16 protein-coding genes and 2 tRNA genes are annotated in these 20,145 nt (G+C 72.1%); 12 read left to right on the top strand and 6 right to left on the bottom strand.

Going from position 1 to position 20,145, the window contains the following annotated elements:
• The first annotated feature begins 12 nt into the window (after positions 1-12).
• Positions 13-705, top strand: coding sequence for a hypothetical protein (locus ACIA8D_RS05005; protein WP_399228761.1), 693 nt, complete (start codon positions 13-15; stop codon positions 703-705).
• A gap of 239 nt (positions 706-944) precedes the next feature.
• Here ACIA8D_RS05005 and ACIA8D_RS05000 read toward each other — a convergent pair whose 3' ends face one another.
• The 3 genes from ACIA8D_RS05000 to ACIA8D_RS04990 form a co-directional block, all read right to left on the bottom strand.
• The gene (locus ACIA8D_RS05000) at positions 945-1,907 is read right to left on the bottom strand and encodes a DUF5926 family protein (RefSeq protein ID WP_399228759.1); all 963 of its coding nucleotides are present in this window, start codon (positions 1,905-1,907) and stop codon (positions 945-947) included.
• 104 nt (positions 1,908-2,011) lie between these two features.
• Positions 2,012-2,563: an ATP-binding protein gene (locus tag ACIA8D_RS04995; protein ID WP_399228758.1), complete on the bottom strand. Its 552-nt coding sequence runs from the start codon at positions 2,561-2,563 to the stop codon at positions 2,012-2,014.
• 193 nt (positions 2,564-2,756) lie between these two features.
• Positions 2,757-3,569, bottom strand: coding sequence for a glycerophosphodiester phosphodiesterase (locus tag ACIA8D_RS04990; RefSeq protein ID WP_399228757.1), 813 nt, complete (start codon positions 3,567-3,569; stop codon positions 2,757-2,759).
• A 269-nt stretch (positions 3,570-3,838) separates the two neighbouring features.
• On the opposite strand from ACIA8D_RS04990, the gene ACIA8D_RS04985 reads away from it, so the two are divergent.
• Together ACIA8D_RS04985 and ACIA8D_RS04980 are read left to right on the top strand one after the other, a co-directional pair.
• Positions 3,839-5,242 carry a S1C family serine protease gene (locus ACIA8D_RS04985; protein ID WP_399228755.1) on the top strand — a complete coding sequence of 468 codons (1,404 nt, stop codon included), beginning with the start codon at positions 3,839-3,841 and terminating at the stop codon, positions 5,240-5,242.
• Between the two features lie 60 nt (positions 5,243-5,302).
• Positions 5,303-5,387 (top strand) — tRNA-Ser (locus tag ACIA8D_RS04980).
• 65 nt (positions 5,388-5,452) lie between these two features.
• On the opposite strand, the gene ACIA8D_RS04975 is transcribed toward ACIA8D_RS04980, so the two are convergent.
• Entirely contained in the window at positions 5,453-6,346 is an 894-nt protein-coding gene (locus tag ACIA8D_RS04975; RefSeq protein ID WP_399228754.1) for a bifunctional DNA primase/polymerase, read from the bottom strand.
• Positions 6,347-6,717: 371 nt separating this feature from the next.
• Here ACIA8D_RS04975 and ACIA8D_RS04970 point away from each other — a divergent pair, with 371 nt between their 5' ends.
• From ACIA8D_RS04970 to ACIA8D_RS04935, 8 genes are all read left to right on the top strand, one after another.
• On the top strand, positions 6,718-7,023 hold the full coding sequence (locus tag ACIA8D_RS04970) for a hypothetical protein (RefSeq protein ID WP_399228752.1): 306 nt from the start codon (positions 6,718-6,720) through the stop codon (positions 7,021-7,023).
• A 189-nt stretch (positions 7,024-7,212) separates the two neighbouring features.
• Positions 7,213-8,412: an acyl-CoA dehydrogenase family protein gene (locus tag ACIA8D_RS04965; protein WP_399228750.1), complete on the top strand. Its 1,200-nt coding sequence runs from the start codon at positions 7,213-7,215 to the stop codon at positions 8,410-8,412.
• Between the two features lie 26 nt (positions 8,413-8,438).
• Positions 8,439-9,377: a bifunctional MaoC family dehydratase N-terminal/OB-fold nucleic acid binding domain-containing protein gene (locus tag ACIA8D_RS04960; RefSeq protein WP_399229093.1), complete on the top strand. Its 939-nt coding sequence runs from the start codon at positions 8,439-8,441 to the stop codon at positions 9,375-9,377.
• A gap of 1 nt (position 9,378) precedes the next feature.
• Complete coding sequence (locus ACIA8D_RS04955; RefSeq protein ID WP_399228748.1) at positions 9,379-10,488, top strand: acyl-CoA dehydrogenase family protein; 1,110 nt, start codon at positions 9,379-9,381, stop codon at positions 10,486-10,488.
• Positions 10,485-10,928 (top strand): MaoC family dehydratase, encoded by a 444-nt coding sequence (locus tag ACIA8D_RS04950; RefSeq protein WP_399228747.1) that lies wholly within the window; start codon positions 10,485-10,487, stop codon positions 10,926-10,928. The genes ACIA8D_RS04955 and ACIA8D_RS04950 overlap by 4 nt, the downstream gene beginning before the upstream one ends.
• Positions 10,925-12,091: a lipid-transfer protein gene (locus ACIA8D_RS04945; protein WP_399228745.1), complete on the top strand. Its 1,167-nt coding sequence runs from the start codon at positions 10,925-10,927 to the stop codon at positions 12,089-12,091. The genes ACIA8D_RS04950 and ACIA8D_RS04945 overlap by 4 nt, the downstream gene beginning before the upstream one ends.
• Before the next feature lie 178 nt (positions 12,092-12,269).
• A complete protein-coding gene (locus ACIA8D_RS04940; protein ID WP_399228743.1) occupies positions 12,270-12,848 on the top strand; it encodes a SigE family RNA polymerase sigma factor in 579 nt (192 codons plus the stop codon).
• A 132-nt stretch (positions 12,849-12,980) separates the two neighbouring features.
• Entirely contained in the window at positions 12,981-14,633 is a 1,653-nt protein-coding gene (locus ACIA8D_RS04935; RefSeq protein WP_399228742.1) for a long-chain fatty acid--CoA ligase, read from the top strand.
• A 90-nt stretch (positions 14,634-14,723) separates the two neighbouring features.
• Here ACIA8D_RS04935 and ACIA8D_RS04930 read toward each other — a convergent pair whose 3' ends face one another.
• Both ACIA8D_RS04930 and ACIA8D_RS04925 read right to left on the bottom strand, forming a co-directional pair.
• The gene (locus ACIA8D_RS04930; protein ID WP_399228740.1) at positions 14,724-19,190 is read right to left on the bottom strand and encodes a PAS domain-containing protein; all 4,467 of its coding nucleotides are present in this window, start codon (positions 19,188-19,190) and stop codon (positions 14,724-14,726) included.
• 194 nt (positions 19,191-19,384) lie between these two features.
• The gene (locus tag ACIA8D_RS04925; protein ID WP_399228739.1) at positions 19,385-19,876 is read right to left on the bottom strand and encodes an SSI family serine proteinase inhibitor; all 492 of its coding nucleotides are present in this window, start codon (positions 19,874-19,876) and stop codon (positions 19,385-19,387) included.
• A gap of 170 nt (positions 19,877-20,046) precedes the next feature.
• On the opposite strand from ACIA8D_RS04925, the gene ACIA8D_RS04920 reads away from it, so the two are divergent.
• A tRNA-Ser gene (locus tag ACIA8D_RS04920) sits at positions 20,047-20,137 on the top strand.
• Positions 20,138-20,145: the final 8 nt, after the last annotated feature.

Genomic DNA, 20,145 nt, shown 5'->3' with positions numbered 1-20,145 from the left:
TATCTTCGGCGCATGCCTGCCGCGCCACGCTCCCCCCAGCTCCCGGACGAGACCGAGCGGGAGCGGCCGCACGCGCGACTCCGGCTGTTCGGTCTGCTCGCCGTGGTGGTTCTCACGGCGGCGCTGCCGCTGGCGGGCGCGTCCGCGGGACCGGTGGACGACGGGCCCGCGCGGCAGACGGTCACCGCGGTCGAGGCCGCCGACCCGCCTGCCTCCGGAGCGGCCGTGTCCGACGACGCCGACAGGGCGAACCACGCCTCGAACGAAGGGCCGAGCGCAGGCGCGGACGGCGAGAGCCCCGACGGCAAACCGGCTGAGCGGGAGACCAGCAAGCCCTCCCTGCTGACCGGTCTCGGTGTGACCACCGAGGCCCACTGCGGTCCCCAACTCTCCGCCCCGGAGGGCATCGAGGCGCAGACCTGCGTGCTCGTCCAGGGACCCGACACCTGGGCGCGTACCTATTACCGCAACGCGACGGGTACGGGTCTGGCCGCCGTACTGACCCTGATGGCACCCGGTGGGCGCACGGTGCAGCTGCACTGTGCCGTGGGGGCCGAGGACGAACCGGGGATGTGCGAGACACCGCGGGGACGTACGCGGGGAGAGCCCGGCCAGTACACGGCGGTGGCGGAGTACGCGAAGGGCGGGGAAGGCCCGCTGCTGCTGCGCTCCGGAAGCAACTCGGCGCCGTCGCACGGGGGTTGAGACCCGGCGGGCGCGGAGCGCACATGGAAGCGCCCGGTTGCTGGCGACGGGGGATGCACCAGCAACCGGGCTGCTTGAACGGTAACAAGAGATCGCCGGTTAGCAAATTCGATCTCTTCTATTCGGACATGGATTTACCTGCAACCACCGGGAGTTGTGACCCGGCTCACCTGGCGGTTCGAGGCGGCTTCCCTGTCCTGGTGGGCTGACTGGTCGGTCAGCCCACCCGAAGCTGTGAATCAGCTGAGCGTCACCTGTCGATTGGTGAGCCCGCCGCGCGCGCGACGCTCGTCCGGGGTCAGCGGGGCGTCCGTGGCCAGCGCGCCCGCCAGCCGCTCGGCGAATTCGGCGGCCGGCTTCTCGATGTCCTCCGCCCGCATCGAGCTGGGCAGGTCCCAGACCGGAACGGTCAGGCCGTGCGCCCTGAAGGAGCCCACCAGGCGGGTGCCCTCGCCGAGCGACGACGTGCCCGCCGCGTGCAGCCGCGCCAGCGCGTCGAGCAGCTTCTCCTCGGCGTGCGGCATGACCCACCGCAGGTGGTTCTTCTCCGGCGTCTCGCACCAGTAGGCGCTGTCCACGCCGGAGAGCTTCACGGTGGGGATCGCCGCGGCGTTGGCCCGCTCAAGGGATGCGGCGACCTCGCCCGACGCGTTCTCGGAGTCCGGAACCCAGAATTCGAAGCCCGTGTGCACGATGGGCTCGAAAGTGCCCTCCGGTGCGAGCACGTCCTGAAGGCGCGGGCCGTCGGCCGGCGCGCGGCGGGTCTGCACCGGGTTGCCCGGCTCCGCGGCCAGCGCGCGCAGCAGTGTGTCGGCCAGATCGCGGCTGATGTCCCCGGACGGCGTCTCGTTCTGCAGGCCGAGCAGGACCGAGCCGTCGTCGCGGCGCAGCGCCGGCCAGGCCATGGGCAGCACGGTGGCGAGGGACACCGAGGGGACACCCTCGGGGAGCCCGTCCTTCAGGGTCAGCTCGACCGTCGCCGCGGGCACCAGCTCGCGCAGCGCGACCCAGTCGCCCTCGCCCGGCAGGCCCTCGAAGGGGCGCTGCACCAGCTCGGTCACGGCGTGCGCGGCGTCCCGGCCGTGGCAGGCCTTGTAGCGGCGACCGCTGCCGCAGGGGCAGGGTTCGCGGGCACCGACGACGGGGACCTCGCCTGCGGTGACGTGCGGCTTGCCCTTGGTCTGCGGGCGCTTCTTGGCCATCTTGGGTGTCTCCCGGATACGGCTCTCGTACGTACGGCGGCGAGCCTAGCCGCTCGTACTGACAAGAGGGGGATTCAGCCCAACTGGCCGCGCCCGGCCGGTTTTCAGCCCAGCTCGTCGAACGCGTCGGGGAAGCCAAGGTCCGCCAGGTCCCCGACGGGCGGCGCGGCCACCCGCGAGGCGAAGTCGTCCCGGCGCTGCGCCATGGCCTCCGCGTGGACGTCCTTGTGGACGATCACCCAGACGGTGACCTCGCCGCGCATGCCGTCGCGTACGCCCCAGTCGTCGGCGAGCGCCGAGATGATGTTGAGCCCGCGGCCGCCGTGCGCCGTGATCGAGGGAGTGGCCGGAATCGGGCGGGTGGGCCCGCCGCCGTCCGTCACCTCGACCGTGAGGCAGCCACGGTCGTCGACCCGCCAGGCGGCGCGTACGTCACCGTCGCCGACCAGGTCCTCGCCGAGCGGCCGGCCGTGCCGGCACGCATTGCTGAGCAGTTCGGAAAGAATGAGAACTGCGTCGTCGATCACCGTTTCCGGTACGTCGCTCATGCGCAGCTGATCACGCATCCGACGTCTTGCCGAACCCACGCCCGCAGGGCCATGGGGTACGGCCATGCTCGACGACGCGGGCACTTCCTGTGCCACCACCAACGCCACCCCCGAGACCTCCTTTGCCCCACGCCACGGTGTGAATGCCCCAATGGACTGGACCGGAAACCGGCCATCCCGCTTCCGCTGAGGCACTCGTGACGATCGAATACGGTCCGAACGCGCCGGGGCACACCCTGTGACCGCGTTGGGTAAAGGTGGCCGGATTCCGTCCCTGCGGAGGCTCGTCCGCGAGCCCGCCTCAGGACCTGCCGAGGTGGCGCAGCACTGCCGCGGGGCGATTGGTGATGATCGCGTCGACCCCCAGGCTCGCGCACAGGTCGACGTCCCCGGGCTCGTCCACCGTCCAGACGTGGATCTGGTGACCCGCGCGCGCGAGCTTCTCGACGTACGCGGGGTGGTTGCGCACGATCCGGATGCTGGGGGCCGCGATGTGCACGCCCCTGGGGAGGCGTCCTTCGCGGTGGCGGGGCGAGACGAACTGCATCAGGTAGACCGTCGGCAGCGTCGGAGAGGCCTCCTGGACGCGCGCCAAGGAGCGCGCGGAAAAGCTCATCACGCGCACGCGCGAGGGTTCGTCCTGCGCCGGGGCGTCCAGGCCGAACCGCTTGAGCAGGAGCAGCAGCCGCTCCTCCACCCGCCCCGCCCAGCGCGTGGGGTGCTTGGTCTCGACGGCCAGCTCCACCCGACGGCCCGCGTCGGTGACCAGCTCCAGGAGGCGCTCCAGCGTCAGCACCGAGGTGTCGGAGGTGTCGGCCGCGCTGCCCGTCCAGTCGGGGACCTCGTCGTGGCCCTTCCAGGAGCCGAAGTCGAGGGCGGCGAGCTCGGAGAGCTCCAGCGTCGAGACGGCTCCACGGCCGTTCGACGTACGGTTGACGCGACGGTCGTGCACGCATACGAGATGACCGTCCGCCGTCAGCCGCACATCGCATTCGAGGGCGTCCGCGCCGTCCTCGATCGCCTTCTTGTAGGCGGCCAATGTGTGCTCGGGGGCGTCCTGGGAGGCACCGCGGTGGGCCACGACCTGAATGCGCTGCTGTTGTGCGAGGGTCACCGCGTCATGGTGCCACCGCGCGGCGCGCGACCAGGAAAAGTTCGGCCCAGCGGATGCGTCCGTTTTGCCGGACGTAAAGGATGGCAGGGGACGCACAGGATCGTCTTACGGTGGCCTGACGTCCCATGGGAAAGGCTGACGGCGTACAACAGCACAAGTGGACCGTGACAGGACCATGCCGGGACGGCGGCGCGCGCGACAGTCGCCGGCCCCCAGCATCCAGACAGGACGGATCGGCGACGACAGCCGTGGATCGAGGAGAGAAAGCTGTGAGCACCGAGAACGAGGGCACCGAGGTACCGCCGGCCCCGTCCGCACCTCCCGTGCCGGTGGACGCTCCCGCTGCTCCCGCGTCGGCTCCCCAGGGGGCCGCGCCCGCCCCCGCGGGCGGGCAGCCGGGGCCCGCCGACCACGGGGCGCCCACCGCGGCAGGACCCGCCCACGGCGGCGACTGGCCGCCCCCGCCGCCCGCCATGCCGGCCTACGCGTCGGGCGGTGGCGGCGGAGGCTGGGGCGCCTCGTACCAGCAGCCGGAGCCCAAGCCGGGCGGTCGGCGCGGCGGCCTGGTCGCCGGGATCATCGCCGCGGCCCTGGTCGCGGGCGCGGTCGGCGGCGGCGTGGGCTACTGGGCGGCCGAGCGCGGCGACGGATCGGACACCGGTTCGTCGACCGTCTCCGCCTCCAACCCGGCCGACCTCAAGCGCGACAAGGGCACCGTCGCCGGCATCGCCGCCAAGGCGCTGCCCAGCACGGTCACCATCGAGGCCGAGGGCAACAACGGCGAGGGCGGCACCGGCACGGGCTTCGTGTACGACAAGCAGGGCCACATCCTCACCAACAACCACGTGGTGGCCGAGGCCGCGGACGGCGGCAAGCTGTCGGCGACGTTCTCGAACGGCAAGAAGTACGACGCCGAGGTGATCGGCAAGGCGCAGGGCTACGACGTCGCGGTCATCAAGCTCAAGAACGCGCCGGACGACCTGAAGCCGCTCACGCTCGGCAACTCCGACAAGGTCGCGGTCGGCGACTCGACCATCGCGATCGGCGCGCCCTTCGGCCTGTCGAACACGGTGACCACGGGCATCGTCTCCGCCAAGGACCGCCCGGTGGCCTCCAGCGACGGCACCGGCAGCAGCAAGGCCTCGTACATGAGCGCCCTGCAGACCGACGCGTCGATCAACCCGGGCAACTCCGGGGGCCCGCTGCTCGACGGCAACGGGAACGTGATCGGCATCAACTCCGCCATCCAGTCCGCCTCCAGCGGCGGCATGGGCGGCGGTTCGGGCCAGTCCGGTTCGATCGGTCTCGGCTTCGCCATTCCGATCAACCAGGCCAACATGGTCGCCCAGCAGCTCATCAAGACCGGGCAGCCGGTCTACCCGGTGATCGGGGCCTCCGTCTCCCTGGAGGAGGGCACCGGCGGCGCGAAGATCACCGAGCAGGGCGCGGGCGGCTCCGCGGCCGTCACGCCGAACGGTCCGGCGGACAAGGCGGGCCTCAAGCCCGGTGACGTCATCACGAAGCTCGACGACCAGCCCATCGACTCGGGGCCGACCCTGATCGGCCAGATCTGGCAGCACAAGCCGGGCGACTCCGTGAAGCTCACCTACACGCGCGACGGCAAGGAGCACACGGTCGACGTGACCCTGGGCGAGCGCAAGGGCGACAGCTGACCGACGCCGCGACCGGACCCGCTACCCTGGTCCCCGCGCCGCACCACGCGTGCGGTGCGGGGTGGGTTGCCCGAGCGGCCTAAGGGAACGGTCTTGAAAACCGTCGAGGCGAGAGCCTCCGTGGGTTCAAATCCCACACCCACCGCCCAGTTGAGCGAGCCCCCGACCCGGATCCCGGGCCGGGGGCTCGCTCGTGTTCGGGTGGAGCGCCTACGGCCCCGCCGTGAGCCGCGCCGCCGAGGCGATCGTGGAGCGGGCCTCCCGCTCCGTCAGACCGGTGCGCACCGCCGCGTCGGCCAGGGCGTCCGCGAGGGTGTCGCCGACGCCGTTCTCGTACGCCCTGCAGGCCGCCCAGAAGAGGCGGGTGTTGCGCTGGCCCTCGTGGGCGCTGAGGACGAACTGGACGAGGCCCAGGCCGTGTTGACCGGGGCGGCCCGTCATGGGGTGGTGCGTGCGCGGTGGGGGCGTGAGCAGGCGCAGGAGCGCCGGTGGGCAGGGTGCGGGCGGCAGGTGGCCGGTGCCCGGAACCGTGCTGTAGACGCCGTGTTCGGTGCGCGAGCCGGGCCCCACGAGGTAGCCGCCCGCACCCCGGATGTCGATGCCGGGGGCGAGGCGGCTCGCGGAGTTGGGCACCACGGCGTCCGGCGGACCGGAGAGCCACAGGTGCCGGCCGCCGCTCGGGGTGGCCACGACCACCGTGTCGGGGATCGTGAAGAGATGCCGTAAGGCCAGCTCACGCAGGGCGGCGGAGGCGTCGGTGCCGGACTTGGTGTCCAGGTCGACGCCGATGAGGTGGTGCGGGGCCAGGCCGCAGGCGATGCCGTAGCCGGTCGCCCTGGGGGCTGCCGCGAACAGTGCGCGGATGCGGCGCGGGTCGGTCGACGCGTCGTACACGCCGTGCCCCGGAAGGCCGCATTCGCCGTGGCAGCGCGGGGCCGTGGGCGGATCGCCGCGGTGCGGCGAGGGCAGCGCCGGGAGTTTGGTCCTGGCCAGCGGGATGACGGCGAGCCCGCGTTCGGCGGCGGACAGGGCGTGCGCGAGGGCCAGGGTCGCGAGGGACGGGTGGGGTGGGCTGTGGGGCGGGTGCCGGTCCGTGGTGGCCATGCCCTCATTTTCGTACGCATGTTCGAAGAAGGGAAGTGGGGCTGGTCATCCGAGGGAAGCATTTACCAAAAATGTGCTGAAACGCTTCGTCGTTTGGGCCGCTTGGGCAGGGCTGGTCCTGAAGTGGCGCACTCCGGCCTGAGCTGGGGTTTTCCGGACGTGAAGAGGGTTTATCGACATGTCCTCACGCTTGCGAGCGAATCGCGGCTTCCGGGGTGGTTCGCCGGGGATTCGGTGGGCAATTCTGATCTCGCGACGTCGTGAACTTCGCCGGGGCAGTCGGCCAACTGCCCTGGTACATCCCGTACTTGACGGGTGGCCGGACCTCGTCCGAGCGCCCGGAGCGTACTTCCTGTCCTGGAGGAATAGACATGGCTTCCATCCGTACTGCCCGCGCCATCGCCGCCGTCGCCGCTCTGCCCCTTGCGGCAGCCCTCTTCTCCGGAGTGGCCATGGCCGACAACGGCTCCTTCGCGGACAACGGATCGAACGCGGGGGTGGCGACGGTCAGCGGCAGCGGCGTCGGAGACGACAACTACGGCAACTCGTCCACCACGCAGCAGCAGGCCGTCGGCAACGGCGCCTCGAACCAGAACAACGAGGCTCAGGTGAACGGCTCCGGCTTCACGGCGATCGACCAGTCGAACGTCAACGTGCACTTCACCGAGCTCTGGTAACCCGCCGGCTCCCGCGCTGCGGGGGCTTTCCGTGGGGTGCGTGACAGTCTGCGCGGCGGTGCTTCGGCGCCGCCGCGCAGGCGTTTTCACGGCGCTACGCGCGCGTGCTGATCCCTTGACACCCATCGGCATCTGACGGACAGTCAGAAACCCTTGTCGGTACGAGGCCAGTCCTGGAGGGCAGCCGCCGTGCACCTCGCCCCCACCGAGCGCCAGCGAGAGCTGCGCGCTCAACTGCGAGAGAGATTCAGTACGTTGATGCCGGGCGGCCCACCGGCGGCCGACGACCCGAGCGGCCAGCGCCGACTGCTGCGCGCCATCGGGGCCGAGGGACTCCTCGGGCTCGGCTGGCCCACCGAGTACGGCGGGCAGGGCCGCGGCGCCGACGAGCAGTTCGTGTTCTTCGACGAGGCGTACCGGGCCGGCGCGCCGGTCTCCATGGTCACGCTGAACACGGTCGGCCCGACGCTCATGAAGTACGGGACCGAGGAGCAGAAGGCCTACTTCCTGCCCCGGATCCTCAAGGGCGACCTGGTCTTCGCGATCGGCTACAGCGAGCCGTCGGCGGGCACGGACCTCGCGTCCCTGCGCACGCGCGCGGTGCGCGACGAAGCGAGCGGCGACTGGGTGATCGACGGGCAGAAGGTGTTCACGTCGAACGCGCAGAACGCCGACTGGATCTGGCTCGCCTGCCGGACCGACCCCGAGGCGCCCAAGCACAAGGGCATCTCGATCATCCTCGTGCCGACCGACGCTCCCGGTTTCTCGTGGACCCCGATCGACACCGTCGGTGGCCTGACCACGACGGCCACGTACTACGACGGGATCCGGGTCCCCGGCTCGAATCTGGTCGGCGAGGAGAACGCGGGCTGGGGGCTGATCACCAACCAGCTCAATCACGAGCGGGTCGCCCTCGCCGCGATCGGGATGCAGGCCGAGGACTTCTACGAACGGGTGGCCGAGGCCGCCCGCACCCCCGATCCGGTGACCGGCGAGCGCCGTGTTGACGCGCCCTGGGTCCGATCTCAACTCGCCGAAGCGCATGCCCGGCTCGCGGCAACGCGCCTGCTCAACTGGCGTTTGGTGGGGGATGTCGGGGCGGGCCGACTGGCCCCCGGAGACGCCAGTGGCGTGAAGTTCGCGGGAACGGAATCCGCGGTCGAGACGTATCGAATATGTCAGCAGATCGCGGGCGACGCCGGGTGGGTGCGGGCCGGTTCGCCGGGCGCGTTCGGCGATACGGGGGGCGGTGAAGCGGGGGTGGGCGAAGGCGAGTTGGAGCGGATGAACCGCGCGGCGCAGATCAACACCTTCGGTGGCGGGGTGAGTGAGGTGCAGCGCGAGATCGTGGCGACGATGCGGCTCGGGATGCGGAGGGGGAAGCGGTGAGCGCGGGTGTTGCGGGGCAGGAGTTCATGGGGCACGAGCCCTTGGCGTACGAGAAGCTGAAGACCTTCGAGGGGCGGGTGGCGGCCACCGAGGCCGAGGGCCTGGACCCGGTGAACGCGCCGATGATCCGGCACTGGTGCGAGGCCATGGGCGATGCCAATCCCGCCTACCAGGGACCGGACGCGATCGCGCCGCCGACCATGCTGCAGGCCTGGACGATGGCAGGGCTGACCAGCTACGAGGGGCGTTCTCCCGCCCACGACGAGCTGTTCGCGCTGCTCGACGGCGCGGGGTACACCTCGGTCGTCGCCACCGACTGCGAGCAGGAGTATCTGCGGCCGCTGCGGCCCGGTGACGCGATCACGTACGACTCGGTGATCGAGTCGATCTCGCCGCTGAAGACGACGAAGCTGGGCACGGGGCACTTCATCACGACCCGGATGAACGTCCGGGTGGGCGAGGAGATCGCGGGAACGCACCGGTTCCGCATCCTGAAGTACACGCCGGCCAAGCGGAGTTCGAACAGCGGGGCGGCGAAGAAGGACAGGAGCCGGCGGCCGCGGCCCGTCGTCAACCGGGACAACGCGGGCTTCTGGGAGGGCGTTGCCGACCACCGGCTGCTCATCCAGCGCTGCCGCGCGTGCGAGACGCTGCGCTTCCCCTGGCTGCCTGGGTGCAACACGTGCGGCGGACAGGAGTGGGACACCGTCGAGGCGAGCGGTGAGGGCACGGTCTACAGCTATGTGGTCATGCACCACCCGCCCTTCCCCGCCTTCGACCCGCCGTACGCGGTGGGGCTCATCGAACTGGCGGAGGGCGTGCGCATGGTGAGCAACGTCGTGGGGGTGCCGAGCGACAAGGTGCGCATCGGGATGCCCGTGCGCCTCGAATTCCTGGCGGTGGACGAGGAGTTGGAACTGCCCGTCTTCAGGGTGACCGACGACGCCGAGGGCGGTGAGGTCTGACATGGACTTCACACCCACCCCGGAGCAGGAGGCGGCGCGGGACCTCGCCGCGCGGATCTTCGGGGACCTGTCCACGCCGGAGCGGCTCGCGGGCCTCGGCGGCGGTACGGACAGCGAGCTCTGGAAGGAGCTGGGCGCGGCGGGCCTCGCGGGCGCGGTGGAGGAGACCGGGCTGCTCGGGCTCGTCCTGATGCTGGAGGAGCAGGGCAGGACGACGGCGCAGGTGCCGTTCGCCGCGAGCTGTGTGTACGGCCTCCTGGCGGTGGCGGCGCACGGTACGGACGAGCAGCGGGAGCGGCTGCTGCCGGGACTCCGGGACGGTTCGGCCGTGGCGGCGGGGGCGTTTCCCGCGCGCGGTGGGATCGTGGTGGACGCCCTGCCGGGCGGGCGGGCGCGGCTGAGCGGGGCCGTGCCGTGGGTGCCGTGGCTGCGGGACGCGACGCACGTACTGGTGGCGGTGCGCGGCGGGCCCGGACCCGGGTCCGGGCCTGGCGGCGGCATCGGGAAAGTTACCCACAGCCTGTGGATGATGCGGACCGAGGGCGCCGCGTGCGAGCCGGTCGAGCTGACCGCACCCTGGTCCGCGGGGCGGCTCGTGCTCGACGGCGTGGAGGCCGAGCGGATCGGCGGGCCCGAGGCGCACGCGGACGTGCTCGCGGCCGCGCGGACCGCCTTCGCCGGGTTGCAGGCCGGGGTCTGCGCGGGATCGCTGGCGAGGGCCGTGGAGTACACGAACGAGCGGGAGCAGTTCGGCAGACCGCTCGCCGCCAAGCAGGGCGTCCAACTCCGCGCCGCCGAGGCGCACATGGACATCGAGGCGATCCGGGTCACCGCATACGAGGCGGCCTGGCGGCGCGACGCCGGTCTCGACCACGAGAGCCATGCGCTGACCGCGGCCTGGTGGGCCTCCGAGGCGGGCAAGCGGGTCGTGCACACGGGCCAGCATCTGCACGGCGGCATGGGCGCCGACCTGGAACACCCGGTGCACCGGCACTTCCTGTGGGGTCGGCAGCTGGACGGATATCTGGGGTGCGGCGCCGAACTCCTTGAGGAGCTGGGCGAACTGATCGCGTCGGGAGCGGGCGCGGGCGACGAAGGGGAGGCCGCATGAAGGTCGGAGAAGAGGCCGGAGTGAACGCCGGGGACGAGCTCAGGGCGCGGGCCGGGGACGAGCTCGAACCCTTGACGATCCCGATCACCCGGACGCTGATCGTCTCCGGGGCCATCGCGTCGCGCGACTACCAGGACGTGCACCACGACGCGGAGTTGGCGCACCAGAAGGGCTCCCCCGACATCTTCATGAACATCCTGACGACGAACGGGCTGGTGGGGCGCTACATCACCGACCACTTCGGGCCGAGCGCCGTACTGCGCAAGGTCGCGATACGGCTCGGGGCGCCCAACTATCCGGGCGACACCATGGTGTTGAGCGGCACGATCGCCGAGGTGGACGGTGACACGGCGCAGGTGAAGGTCGTCGGCAGGAACGGCATCGGCAGCCACGTCACCGGCACGGTCACGGTCGTCGTCCCCGAGGGGAGCGCGGCATGAGCGTGCGCGGCAAGGACCGGTTGGGCGGCAGGGCCGCGATCGTCGGCATCGGTGCCACGGAGTTCTCCAAGGACTCCGGACGCAGCGAGCTGAAGCTCGCGGTGGAGGCGGTGCACGCGGCGCTCGACGACGCGGGCCTGTCCCCCTCCGATGTCGACGGGCTGGTCACGTTCACCATGGACACCAACCCGGAGATCACCGTGGCGCAGGCCGCGGGCATGGGGGAGCTCTCCTTCTTCTCCCGGGTGCACTACGGAGGCGGCGCGGCCTGCGGCACCGTGCAGCAGGCGGCCCTGGCGGTGGCGAGCGGCGTGGCCGACGTCGTGGTCTGCTACCGCGCCTTCAACGAACGCTCGGGCCGGCGCTTCGGCTCGGGCGTGCAGCACCGGGAGCCGTCCGCGGAGGGCGCGGCGCTCGGCTGGAACCTGCCGTTCGGGCTGCTCACCCCGGCGTCCTGGGTGGCGATGGCGGCGCAGCGCTATCTGCACACGTACGGGCTGACCCCCGAGGCGTTCGGCCATGTCGCGGTCACCGACCGCAAGTACGCGGCGACGAACCCGGCGGCGTACTTCTACGAGAAGCCGATCACGCTCGCCGACCACGCGGAGTCGCGCTGGATCGTCGACCCGCTGCGGCTGCTCGACTGCTGCCAGGAGACGGACGGCGGGCAGGCGATCGTCGTCACCAGCGTGGAGCGGGCCCGCGACCTGCCGAACCCGCCCGCGGTGATCCGTGCCGCGGCCCAGGGCGCGGGCCGCGCGCAGGAGCAGATGACGAGCTTCTACCGGGACGAGCTGACGGGCCTGCCCGAGATGAGCGTCGTCGCGCGGCAGCTGTGGCGGACGGCGGGCCTCGGGCCCGACGACATCGACGTGGGTATCCTCTACGACCACTTCACTCCGTTCGTGCTCATGCAGCTGGAGGAGTTCGGGTTCTGCGCGCCGGGCGAGGCCGCCGGATTCGTGGCGGAGGAGAGGCTGCCGCTCAACACCCACGGGGGGCAGCTGGGCGAGGCGTATCTGCACGGGATGAACGGCATAGCGGAAGGCGTGCGGCAGCTGCGGGGCACGGCGGTGAACCAGATACCCGACGCGGCGACCACGCTCGTCACGGCGGGCACCGGGGTCCCCACGTCGGGCCTGATCCTGGGGTCGGACGGCTGAAGGGGGCGGCTGCCCCCGCTTCCAGGCGAGGGGGAGTCAGGGCCTTCCCCCAGGGGACCTCACCGCCGGCTCCACCTTCAGGAGGTGGGGCCAGCACCCCTCGTACAACCTGAGGCGGACGCCGCTTCGGGACCTCCGGCCGATCCCCGGAAGTAGGGGGCGCTCATAGCGTGGAGCCATGACCGCAACCCTGGCGCCTGTCCGCACCAGCGCACCCGAGGCCACACCGCGCAGCGCCGCGGTGGCGCGCCCGGCAGCCCCGGCGTACCCGTCGTTCGCGTCGTACGTCCGGGCCCGCCAGCCCGTGCTGCTGCGCACCGCCCGGTCGTTGACGTCGAATCCGTGCGACGCCGAGGACCTGTTGCAGACCGCGCTCGCGAAGACGTACGTCGCGTGGGACCGGATCGAGGACCACCGGGCGCTCGACGGCTATGTGCGCAGGGCCCTGCTGAACACCCGGACCTCGCAGTGGCGCAAGCGCAAGGTCGACGAGTTCGTCTGTGACGAGTTGCCCGAGCACCGGGAGACGCCGGCCGGCGACCCCGCCGAGCAACAGGCGCTGCACGACGCGATGTGGCGCGCCATCACGAAGCTGCCCGCCCGGCAGCGGGCGATGGTCGTCCTGCGCTACTACGAGGATCTGAGCGAGGCCCAGACGGCCCAGGTGCTCGGCGTCTCCATCGGCACGGTGAAGAGCGCGGTGTCCCGGGCGCTCGGCAAGCTCCGCGAGGACCCGGAACTGCGGCACACGGCGTGACCAGCGGGTGATCGGCTGGTGATCTCGGGTGACGCGTTGATCGATCATCCCCGGAAGTAGTGACATACCGCGTGGTATGCAGTGAGAATCAGCGAAACCTTACTGCTCCGTAGCGCCCACCGGGAGGACGCCGTGCTGAGCACGATGCAGGACGTACCGCTGACCGTGACCCGCATTCTGCAACACGGCGCGCAGGTGCACGGATCGTCCCAGATCACCACGTGGACCGGCGAGGCGGAGCCGCACCGCCGCAGCTTCCGCGAGTCCGCCGAACGCGCGCACCAGCTGGCGAACGCGCTGCGCGACGAGCTCGGCGTGCGCGAGGACGACCGGGTCGCCACGCTCATGTGGAACAACGCGGAGCACGTCGAGGCGTACTTCGCCGTGCCGTGCATGGGCGCGATCCTGCACACGCTCAACCTGCGGCTGCCCGCCGAGCAGTTGGCGTGGATCGTGAACCACGCCGCCGACAAGGTCGTCATCGTCAACGGCTCGCTGCTCCCGATGATCGCCCCGCTGCTCTCGAAGCTGCCGACGATCGAGCACCTCGTGGTGTCCGGACCCGGCGACCGCTCCGTACTTGACGGCGCTTCCGCGCGGGTGCACGAGTACGAGGAGCTGATCGCGGGCCGGCCGACCACGTACGACTGGCCCGAGCTGGACGAACGCCAGGCCGCCGCCATGTGCTACACCTCGGGCACCACCGGCGACCCGAAGGGCGTCGTCTACTCGCACCGCTCCATCTACCTGCACTCCATGCAGGTCAACATGACGCAGTCGATGGGTCTCACGGACGCCGACACCTCCCTCGTCGTCGTCCCCCAGTTCCACGTGAACGCCTGGGGGCTGCCGCACGCCACGTTTATGACCGGCGTCAACATGCTGATGCCGGACCGCTTCCTGCAGCCCGCGCCGCTCGCCGAGATGATCGAGTCCGAGCGCCCGACGCACGCCGCCGCCGTCCCCACCATCTGGCAGGGCCTGCTCGCCGAGCTGACCGCCAAGCCCCGCGACGTCTCCACGCTCACGCAGGTCACCATCGGCGGCGCGGCCTGTCCGCCCTCGCTGATGAAGGCCTTCGACGAGCTGGGCATGCGGGTCTGCCACGCCTGGGGCATGACGGAGACCTCCCCGCTCGGCACCGTCGCCCGTCCCCCGGCCAGCGCCGCGCCGGGCAGCGAGGAGGAGTTCGCGTACCGGCTCACGCAGGGCCGCTTCCCGGCCGGCGTCGAGGGTCGGCTCACCGGCCCCGGTGGCGAGCACCTGCCCTGGGACGGCGAGTCCGCGGGCGAGCTGGAGGTACGCGGTCCCTGGATCGCGGGCGCGTACTACGCGGGTGCGGGCAACGAACCGCTGCGCCCCGAGGACAAGTTCAGCGAGGACGGCTGGCTGAAGACCGGCGACGTCGGCACCATCAGCCCCGACGGTTTCCTCACGCTCACCGACCGCGCCAAGGACGTCATCAAGTCCGGCGGCGAGTGGATCTCCAGCGTCGACCTGGAGAACGCGCTGATGTCCCACCCGGACGTCGCCGAAGCCGCGGTCGTCGCCGTGCCCGACGACAAGTGGGGCGAACGGCCGCTCGCCACCGTCGTGTTGAAGGAGGGGGCGAGTGCCGACTTCGAGACGCTGCGCTCGTTCCTCGCCGAGAAGATCGCCAAGTGGCAGCTTCCGGAGCGCTGGACGATCATCCCGGCGGTCCCGAAGACCAGCGTCGGCAAGTTCGACAAGAAGGTGCTGCGCAAGCAGTACGCCGAGGGAGACCTGGACATCACCAAGCTGTGACGGCCTGTTTCACGTGAAACGGGGGCGGCCCGAAAGGGCCGCCCCCGTACGTGTGTTGAGGCTCGGAGTCAGAGGCTCAGGAGCCGAGACTCAGTTCGTGCCGATCTTCGCCAGTACGTCCACGATCCGGCCCTGCACCTCGGCGCTCGTGGAACGCTCCGCCAGGAACAGCACCGACTCCCCCGCCGCGAGCCGCGGCAGCTCGGCCTGGTCGACGGCGGCGGTGTAGACGACGAGCGGCGTGCGGTTCAACTGCCCGTTCGCGCGCAGCCAGTCGATGATGCCGGCCTGGCGGCGACGTACCCGCAGCAGATCCATCACGACGAGGTTCGGGTGCAGCTCGGAGGCGATGGCCACCGCGTCCGTGTCGTTCGCGGCCCGCTCGACCTGCATTCCGCGCCGCTCAAGCGTCGCGGTCAGGGCGAGCGCGATCTCCTCGTGCTCCTCGATCAGCAGCACCCGCGGCGGGTGCTGCTCGCTGTCCCGAGGGGCGAGCGCCTTCAGCAGGACGGCAGGGTCGGCGCCGTACGCGGCGTCGCGCGAGGCCTGACCGAGGCCCGCGGTCACCAGGACCGGCACCTCGGCCGCGACGGCCGCCTGGCGCAGCGACTGGAGCGCGGTCCGCGTGATCGGCCCGGTCAGTGGGTCCACGAACAGCGCGGCGGGGAACGCCGCGATCTGCGCGTCGACCTCCTCGCGGGAGTGCACGGTCACCGGGCGGTAGCCGCGGTCGCTCAGCGCCTGCTGCGTCGCCACGTCCGGCGCGGGCCAGACGAGGAGCCGGCGCGGGTTGTCGAGCGGCTCGGGCGGCAACTCGTCGTCCATCGGCATCGGCTGCGGCCGGTTGGCCACCTCGACGGCGCCACCGGGGCCGTCCAGCGGCTCCGGGCCCTCGACGCCGTCCTGCTCGGGAGCGCCGATCGCGTAGGCGCGGCCGCCGCCCTCGGAGGCGTTCGGCGAGAGGAGCGGCTGCGGGTGCGGCCGGGCCTGCGTGCCCTGCGGGGGCGTGCCGTGAGCGGTGCCCTGGGGCGGGGTGCCGGGGGCCGGGGTGTTCTGCGCCGGGGGCTGTGGGGTCCTGCCGGTGGTGTCCGGCTGCTCCTTGCGGGCGTCCTGGCGGTTTTCCTGACGGTTCTCCTGGCGATTGGACAGCTTGCGTCGCCGCCCGGAACCGCCGAGTGTGCCGGACCCGCCCTGCGTCTGGCCCTGTGTCTGACCCTGCGCCGCGGCCGGTTGCGGCGCGGTGCTCGGACGCGGCGGAGCCTGCGGCGGAAGCGGCTGGGGGGCCGGGGGCTGCGGACGGCGCTGCTGCGCGGCGACCTGGCGCCCGAACGGCACGCCCTGGCCCAGCGTCCGCACGCTGAAGGCGCGTCCCTGCGTCGAGTTCGTGTCACCGGTGGGGGCCTGGTCCTGCGCCTGCGGCTTCGGGGCCTCGGCGGGCAGCGGCTGGGCGGCGGGGGCCGGGGCGCTTTCGGCCGGGGGCGTCGGGGCGCTCTCCGGTTCGTCGGCGGGGGTGCTCTGGAACTGGGGCTCCGGCTGTGCGGCCGGCTGGGGCTGTGGCTGGGGCTGCGGTTCCGGCTTGGGCTTCGCCTGAGCCTCTGCCTGGTTCGCGGCCTGTTCCTGGCCCTGGCCCTGGCTCTGGCCCTGATCCTGGCTCTGGTCCGCCGCCGCTTCCTCGGGTTCGCCGGCCGGCTTGTTCTCCGGCGGCAGCGCGGAGCCGGCGCCACCGGCCGTGGGCGTGCCCAGGGCGGGCGTGGTCTGCGCCGGGTGCGGCTGCGGCGGCGTGTGGTCCGCGGCCGGGTGTGCCTCGGCGGTGTCGTGCTGGTGCGCCTCGTCCGGCAACGGCAGGGGCTGCGGCTGCGCGCCGTTTTCCTGCGGTACGTCACCGGGTGCGGGCTGTGCGGCGGGCTGCGCCTCGGCCTGCGCATCGGACGGTGCCTCGGGCGGCATCGTCGACTGCGCCTCGGGCTGCGTCGCGGGCTGCGTCTCGGCTTGAACGTCGGTCTCGGGCAGGGCTTGCGGCGTGCGGTCGGCCGCGGCGGGCGGCAGCGCGAACACCTCGCGCGGACCCGCCTGCCGACCACCCGCCGGAGCACCCTGTGCGTTCTGCGCGGCCTGTGCAGCCTGTGCGTCCTCTGCCGGCTGCGCGCTGCCGAGCGCGCGCCGCCCCCGCCGCCCGGAAGGCTGCGCGGTCCCGGCACCGGCCAACTCCAGCTCGCCCTGAGCCGGTTCGGCACCCTGCTCACGGTCGGGCGCGGACCCGGAGGGCAGCGCGGGCAGGGCGGCCTGCTCCTCACGCCCGGCGCGCCGGGCCCTGCGGCCGGTCGGCGCGGGCACGCCCTGCGGCGGCACCGTGTCGCCCAAGGCCGGGGAGCTCGTCCCGTGTTCGGCCGAGGTCACCACGGACCCCTGGGCGGCGGACTCCTCCGGTGCGGGGCGGCCGCGCCTGCGGCCCGTACCGGAGGAGGAGGCCGACGCGGGCTGCTCGGCGCCCGACACGCTGCTCTCCAGGAACGCGTCCGTCGAGGGCCCGGCGGCCCGCCGCGCCCTGCGGCGCCTGCTGCCGCCACCGGTGGCCTGCGCGGGAAGGTTCGGATTCGCCTCGGTGGAGGCGTCCTGGGACTCCATGGCCTCGGAGGCCTCGACGGAGACATTGGCCGGTACGCCGTCGGCGGCCGCGTCGGGCCCCGCCGCCTGCCCGGGAAGACCACCGGCACCGGGAGCGCCCCCGGCCTCGGGGACGACTCCGGCAGCGGGAACCACCCCGGCCCCGGCCCCGGTCCCGATCGGCACTTCGAGGACGTACGCGCTGCCGCTCATCCCCGGCACCTCGTGCGTCTGCAACACACCGCCGTGCGCCCGGACGATGCCGTGCACGATCGGCTCGTGCACCGGGTCGCCGCCCGAGTAGGGGCCGCGCACCTCGATGCGTACGTTCGCGCCCCGCTGCGCCGCGGCCACGACGACGGTCGAGTCGACGTACCCGGAGGTGGCGGGCGTGCGGGCATTGCCGGTCGCGTCGATCCCGGCGACGTCGGCGATCAGATGCGCGAGTGCGGTCGCGAGCCGGCCCGCGTCCACCTCGGCCTCGATCGGCGGCGCGTGCACGGCGAACTGCACCCGGCCGGGCCCGATCAGCTCGACGGCCCCGTCGACACCTGCGGCCACGACGGCGTCGAACATGACGTTCGTACGGGAGAGCAGCGAACCGCCCTCGTCCAAGGTCTGGTAGGCGAGCACGTTGTCGACGAGGGTCGTCATCCGCGAGTACCCGGCGGCCAGGTGGTGCAGCACCTGGTTGGCCTCGGGCCACAGCTGGCCCGCGTCGTCGGCGGCGAGCTGGCTCAGCTCGCGGCGCAGCTCGTCCAACGGCCCGCGCAGTGACTGCCCGAGCACGGCGAGCAGCTGCGTGTGCCGCGCGGCCAAGGCCTCGTAACGGTCCTTCTCGCGCTCCGCGAGCGCGGCGCCCCGCTCCTTCTCGGCGGACAGCTCCTCGGCGTGCTGCTCGCGGACGGCGGCGAGTTCACCGGTCAGCTCCTCGCGCACGGACGTGAGCTCGGAGCCCAGCTCCTCGCGCACCCGCTCCAGCTCGGCGGCGCTCTCGTCGGTGACGCGCTGAAGCTCGGAGGCGCTCTCCTCGGTGACGCGCTGCAGCTCCGCGGCGCGCTCCTCGCGCTCCTTCTCGGCGGCCTCGCCGAGCCGGGCGAGCTCCTCGGCGTGCTCGACGTTCAGCTTCTCGACGGAACTGCGGTCGGCGAACGTCATGACGGCGCCGACCAGTTGGTCCCCGTCGCGCACCGGGGCCGTCGTCATGTCGACGGGCACCTTGGCGCCGTCCTTGGCCCACAGCACCTGGCCGCGCACCCGGTGCTTGCGCCCGGAGCGCAGCGTGTCGGCGAGCGGGGACTCCTCGTACGGGAACGGTTCGCCGTCCGGACGCGAGTGCAGGATGAGCGGGTGCAGTTCCTGCCCGCCCAGATCACTGGCCCGGAAGCCGAGGATCTGCGCGGCGGCAGGATTGACGAGCACGATCCGCCCGTCGGTGTCCGTACCCACGACGCCCTCGGACGCGGCGCGCAGGATCATCTCGGTCTGCCGCTGCGAACGGGCCAGTTCGGCCTCGGTGTCGACGGCTCCCGACAGGTCCCGCACGACGAGCATGAGCAGTTCGGAACCGCTGTAGCTCTGGCCGCCACTGGAGCCGTACGGATCCACCGCGTCCCGAGCGCCGTCGGAGAGGTTCGCGGAGGTCACCTCGACGGGGAACTCGCTCGCGTCGGTGCGCCGCGCGGTCATCCGCGTCGGCTTGGTCCGCCCGCGTTCGTCGGTCACGGTGTCGGGCCGGCGCATCGAGCCGGGGATCAGCCGTGAGTCGAACTCGGGCAGGAGGTCGAGCAGGCCGCGCCCCACAAGTGCCGTGCCCGGGGCCTCGAAGGACTCCAGGGCGATGGAGTTGGCGTTGACCACGGTTCCGTTGGTGTTGACGAGCAACAACCCGTCCGGAAGCGCGTCAAGTATGGCTGCGAGGCGAGCAGCGCCTCGGGATGGCCTGCTGCTCACGACGACGGTTCCTCCCTGATTACTGCGACTTGCCGACCGCGCGGACCATCCTGCCTCGTGGTCCGCGGCGTATCACGGGAGGGAGTCTACGGGCAGTGGTTGGACGAGCGGCGCCGGATGCGACGGAGCCCACGTAGAGGATGTGGGGATCCCGAGCGCGCCGAGTCACGACCCTGTGACCATTGGACCGAGGGTCACGGCCCGGTCGCAGGCAGCACGGGCTCCAGCTGCTGCCACCGCGAGATCTCGCAGCCGTTGCTCAACGCGTAGGAGGAGTCGACGGCGCGGCCGTGCCAGTTGCCCGTGACGCGGGCAGTGGCCGGGCCCCCGTACTGCATGGTGCAGCGCGCGTCGCCTGCGACGGGAGCGAACGGGTCGACGCCCTCGGCCTCCAGCTCCTCGAGCCGTCCGCAGGCCGCGGCGGGGTCCGTGTGCGTCCCGCCGACGGGCGAACAGTCCAGCTCGTACGTCCCGTCGCTGCCGTTGTCCGATTCGGTGACGGTGACGGTCAGGTGGTCGAGCCCGGGCCCGAGGCCGGCGCCGGTGTCCGCGTGTGCGGCGACGGGGGTGGCCGCGAGGAGGGCGAGCGGGCCGACGACGGTAGCGACGGAGCCGAGGAACCGGGAGGAGAGCCGGGACGAGGGCTGCGAAGGGAGCCTGGACGAAAGCTGGGAAGAGATGCGCATGAACATGCCGTGTTCAACGCCCGTACCCACCCCGACGTTGCGCCCGACACCCCAGGCTTTGCCCTGTGGCCTGCCCTCCTAGTACCGTGGGGGGCGATTGGTGACGCGGCGCTCCGCTGTGTCATCATCTGCACGCACCCACTCGCACATCCGCGAGAGGGGGCTGCGCTGGAGGCGTCGCCTAGTCCGGTCTATGGCGCCGCACTGCTAATGCGGTTTGGGGTTTACCCCCCATCGAGGGTTCAAATCCCTCCGCCTCCGCCCACAGA

The sequence above is a fragment of the Streptomyces sp. NPDC051684 genome (assembly GCF_044453445.1).
Lineage (GTDB): Bacteria > Actinomycetota > Actinomycetes > Streptomycetales > Streptomycetaceae > Streptomyces.
This window is presented reverse-complemented; position numbering and strand designations above follow the sequence as displayed.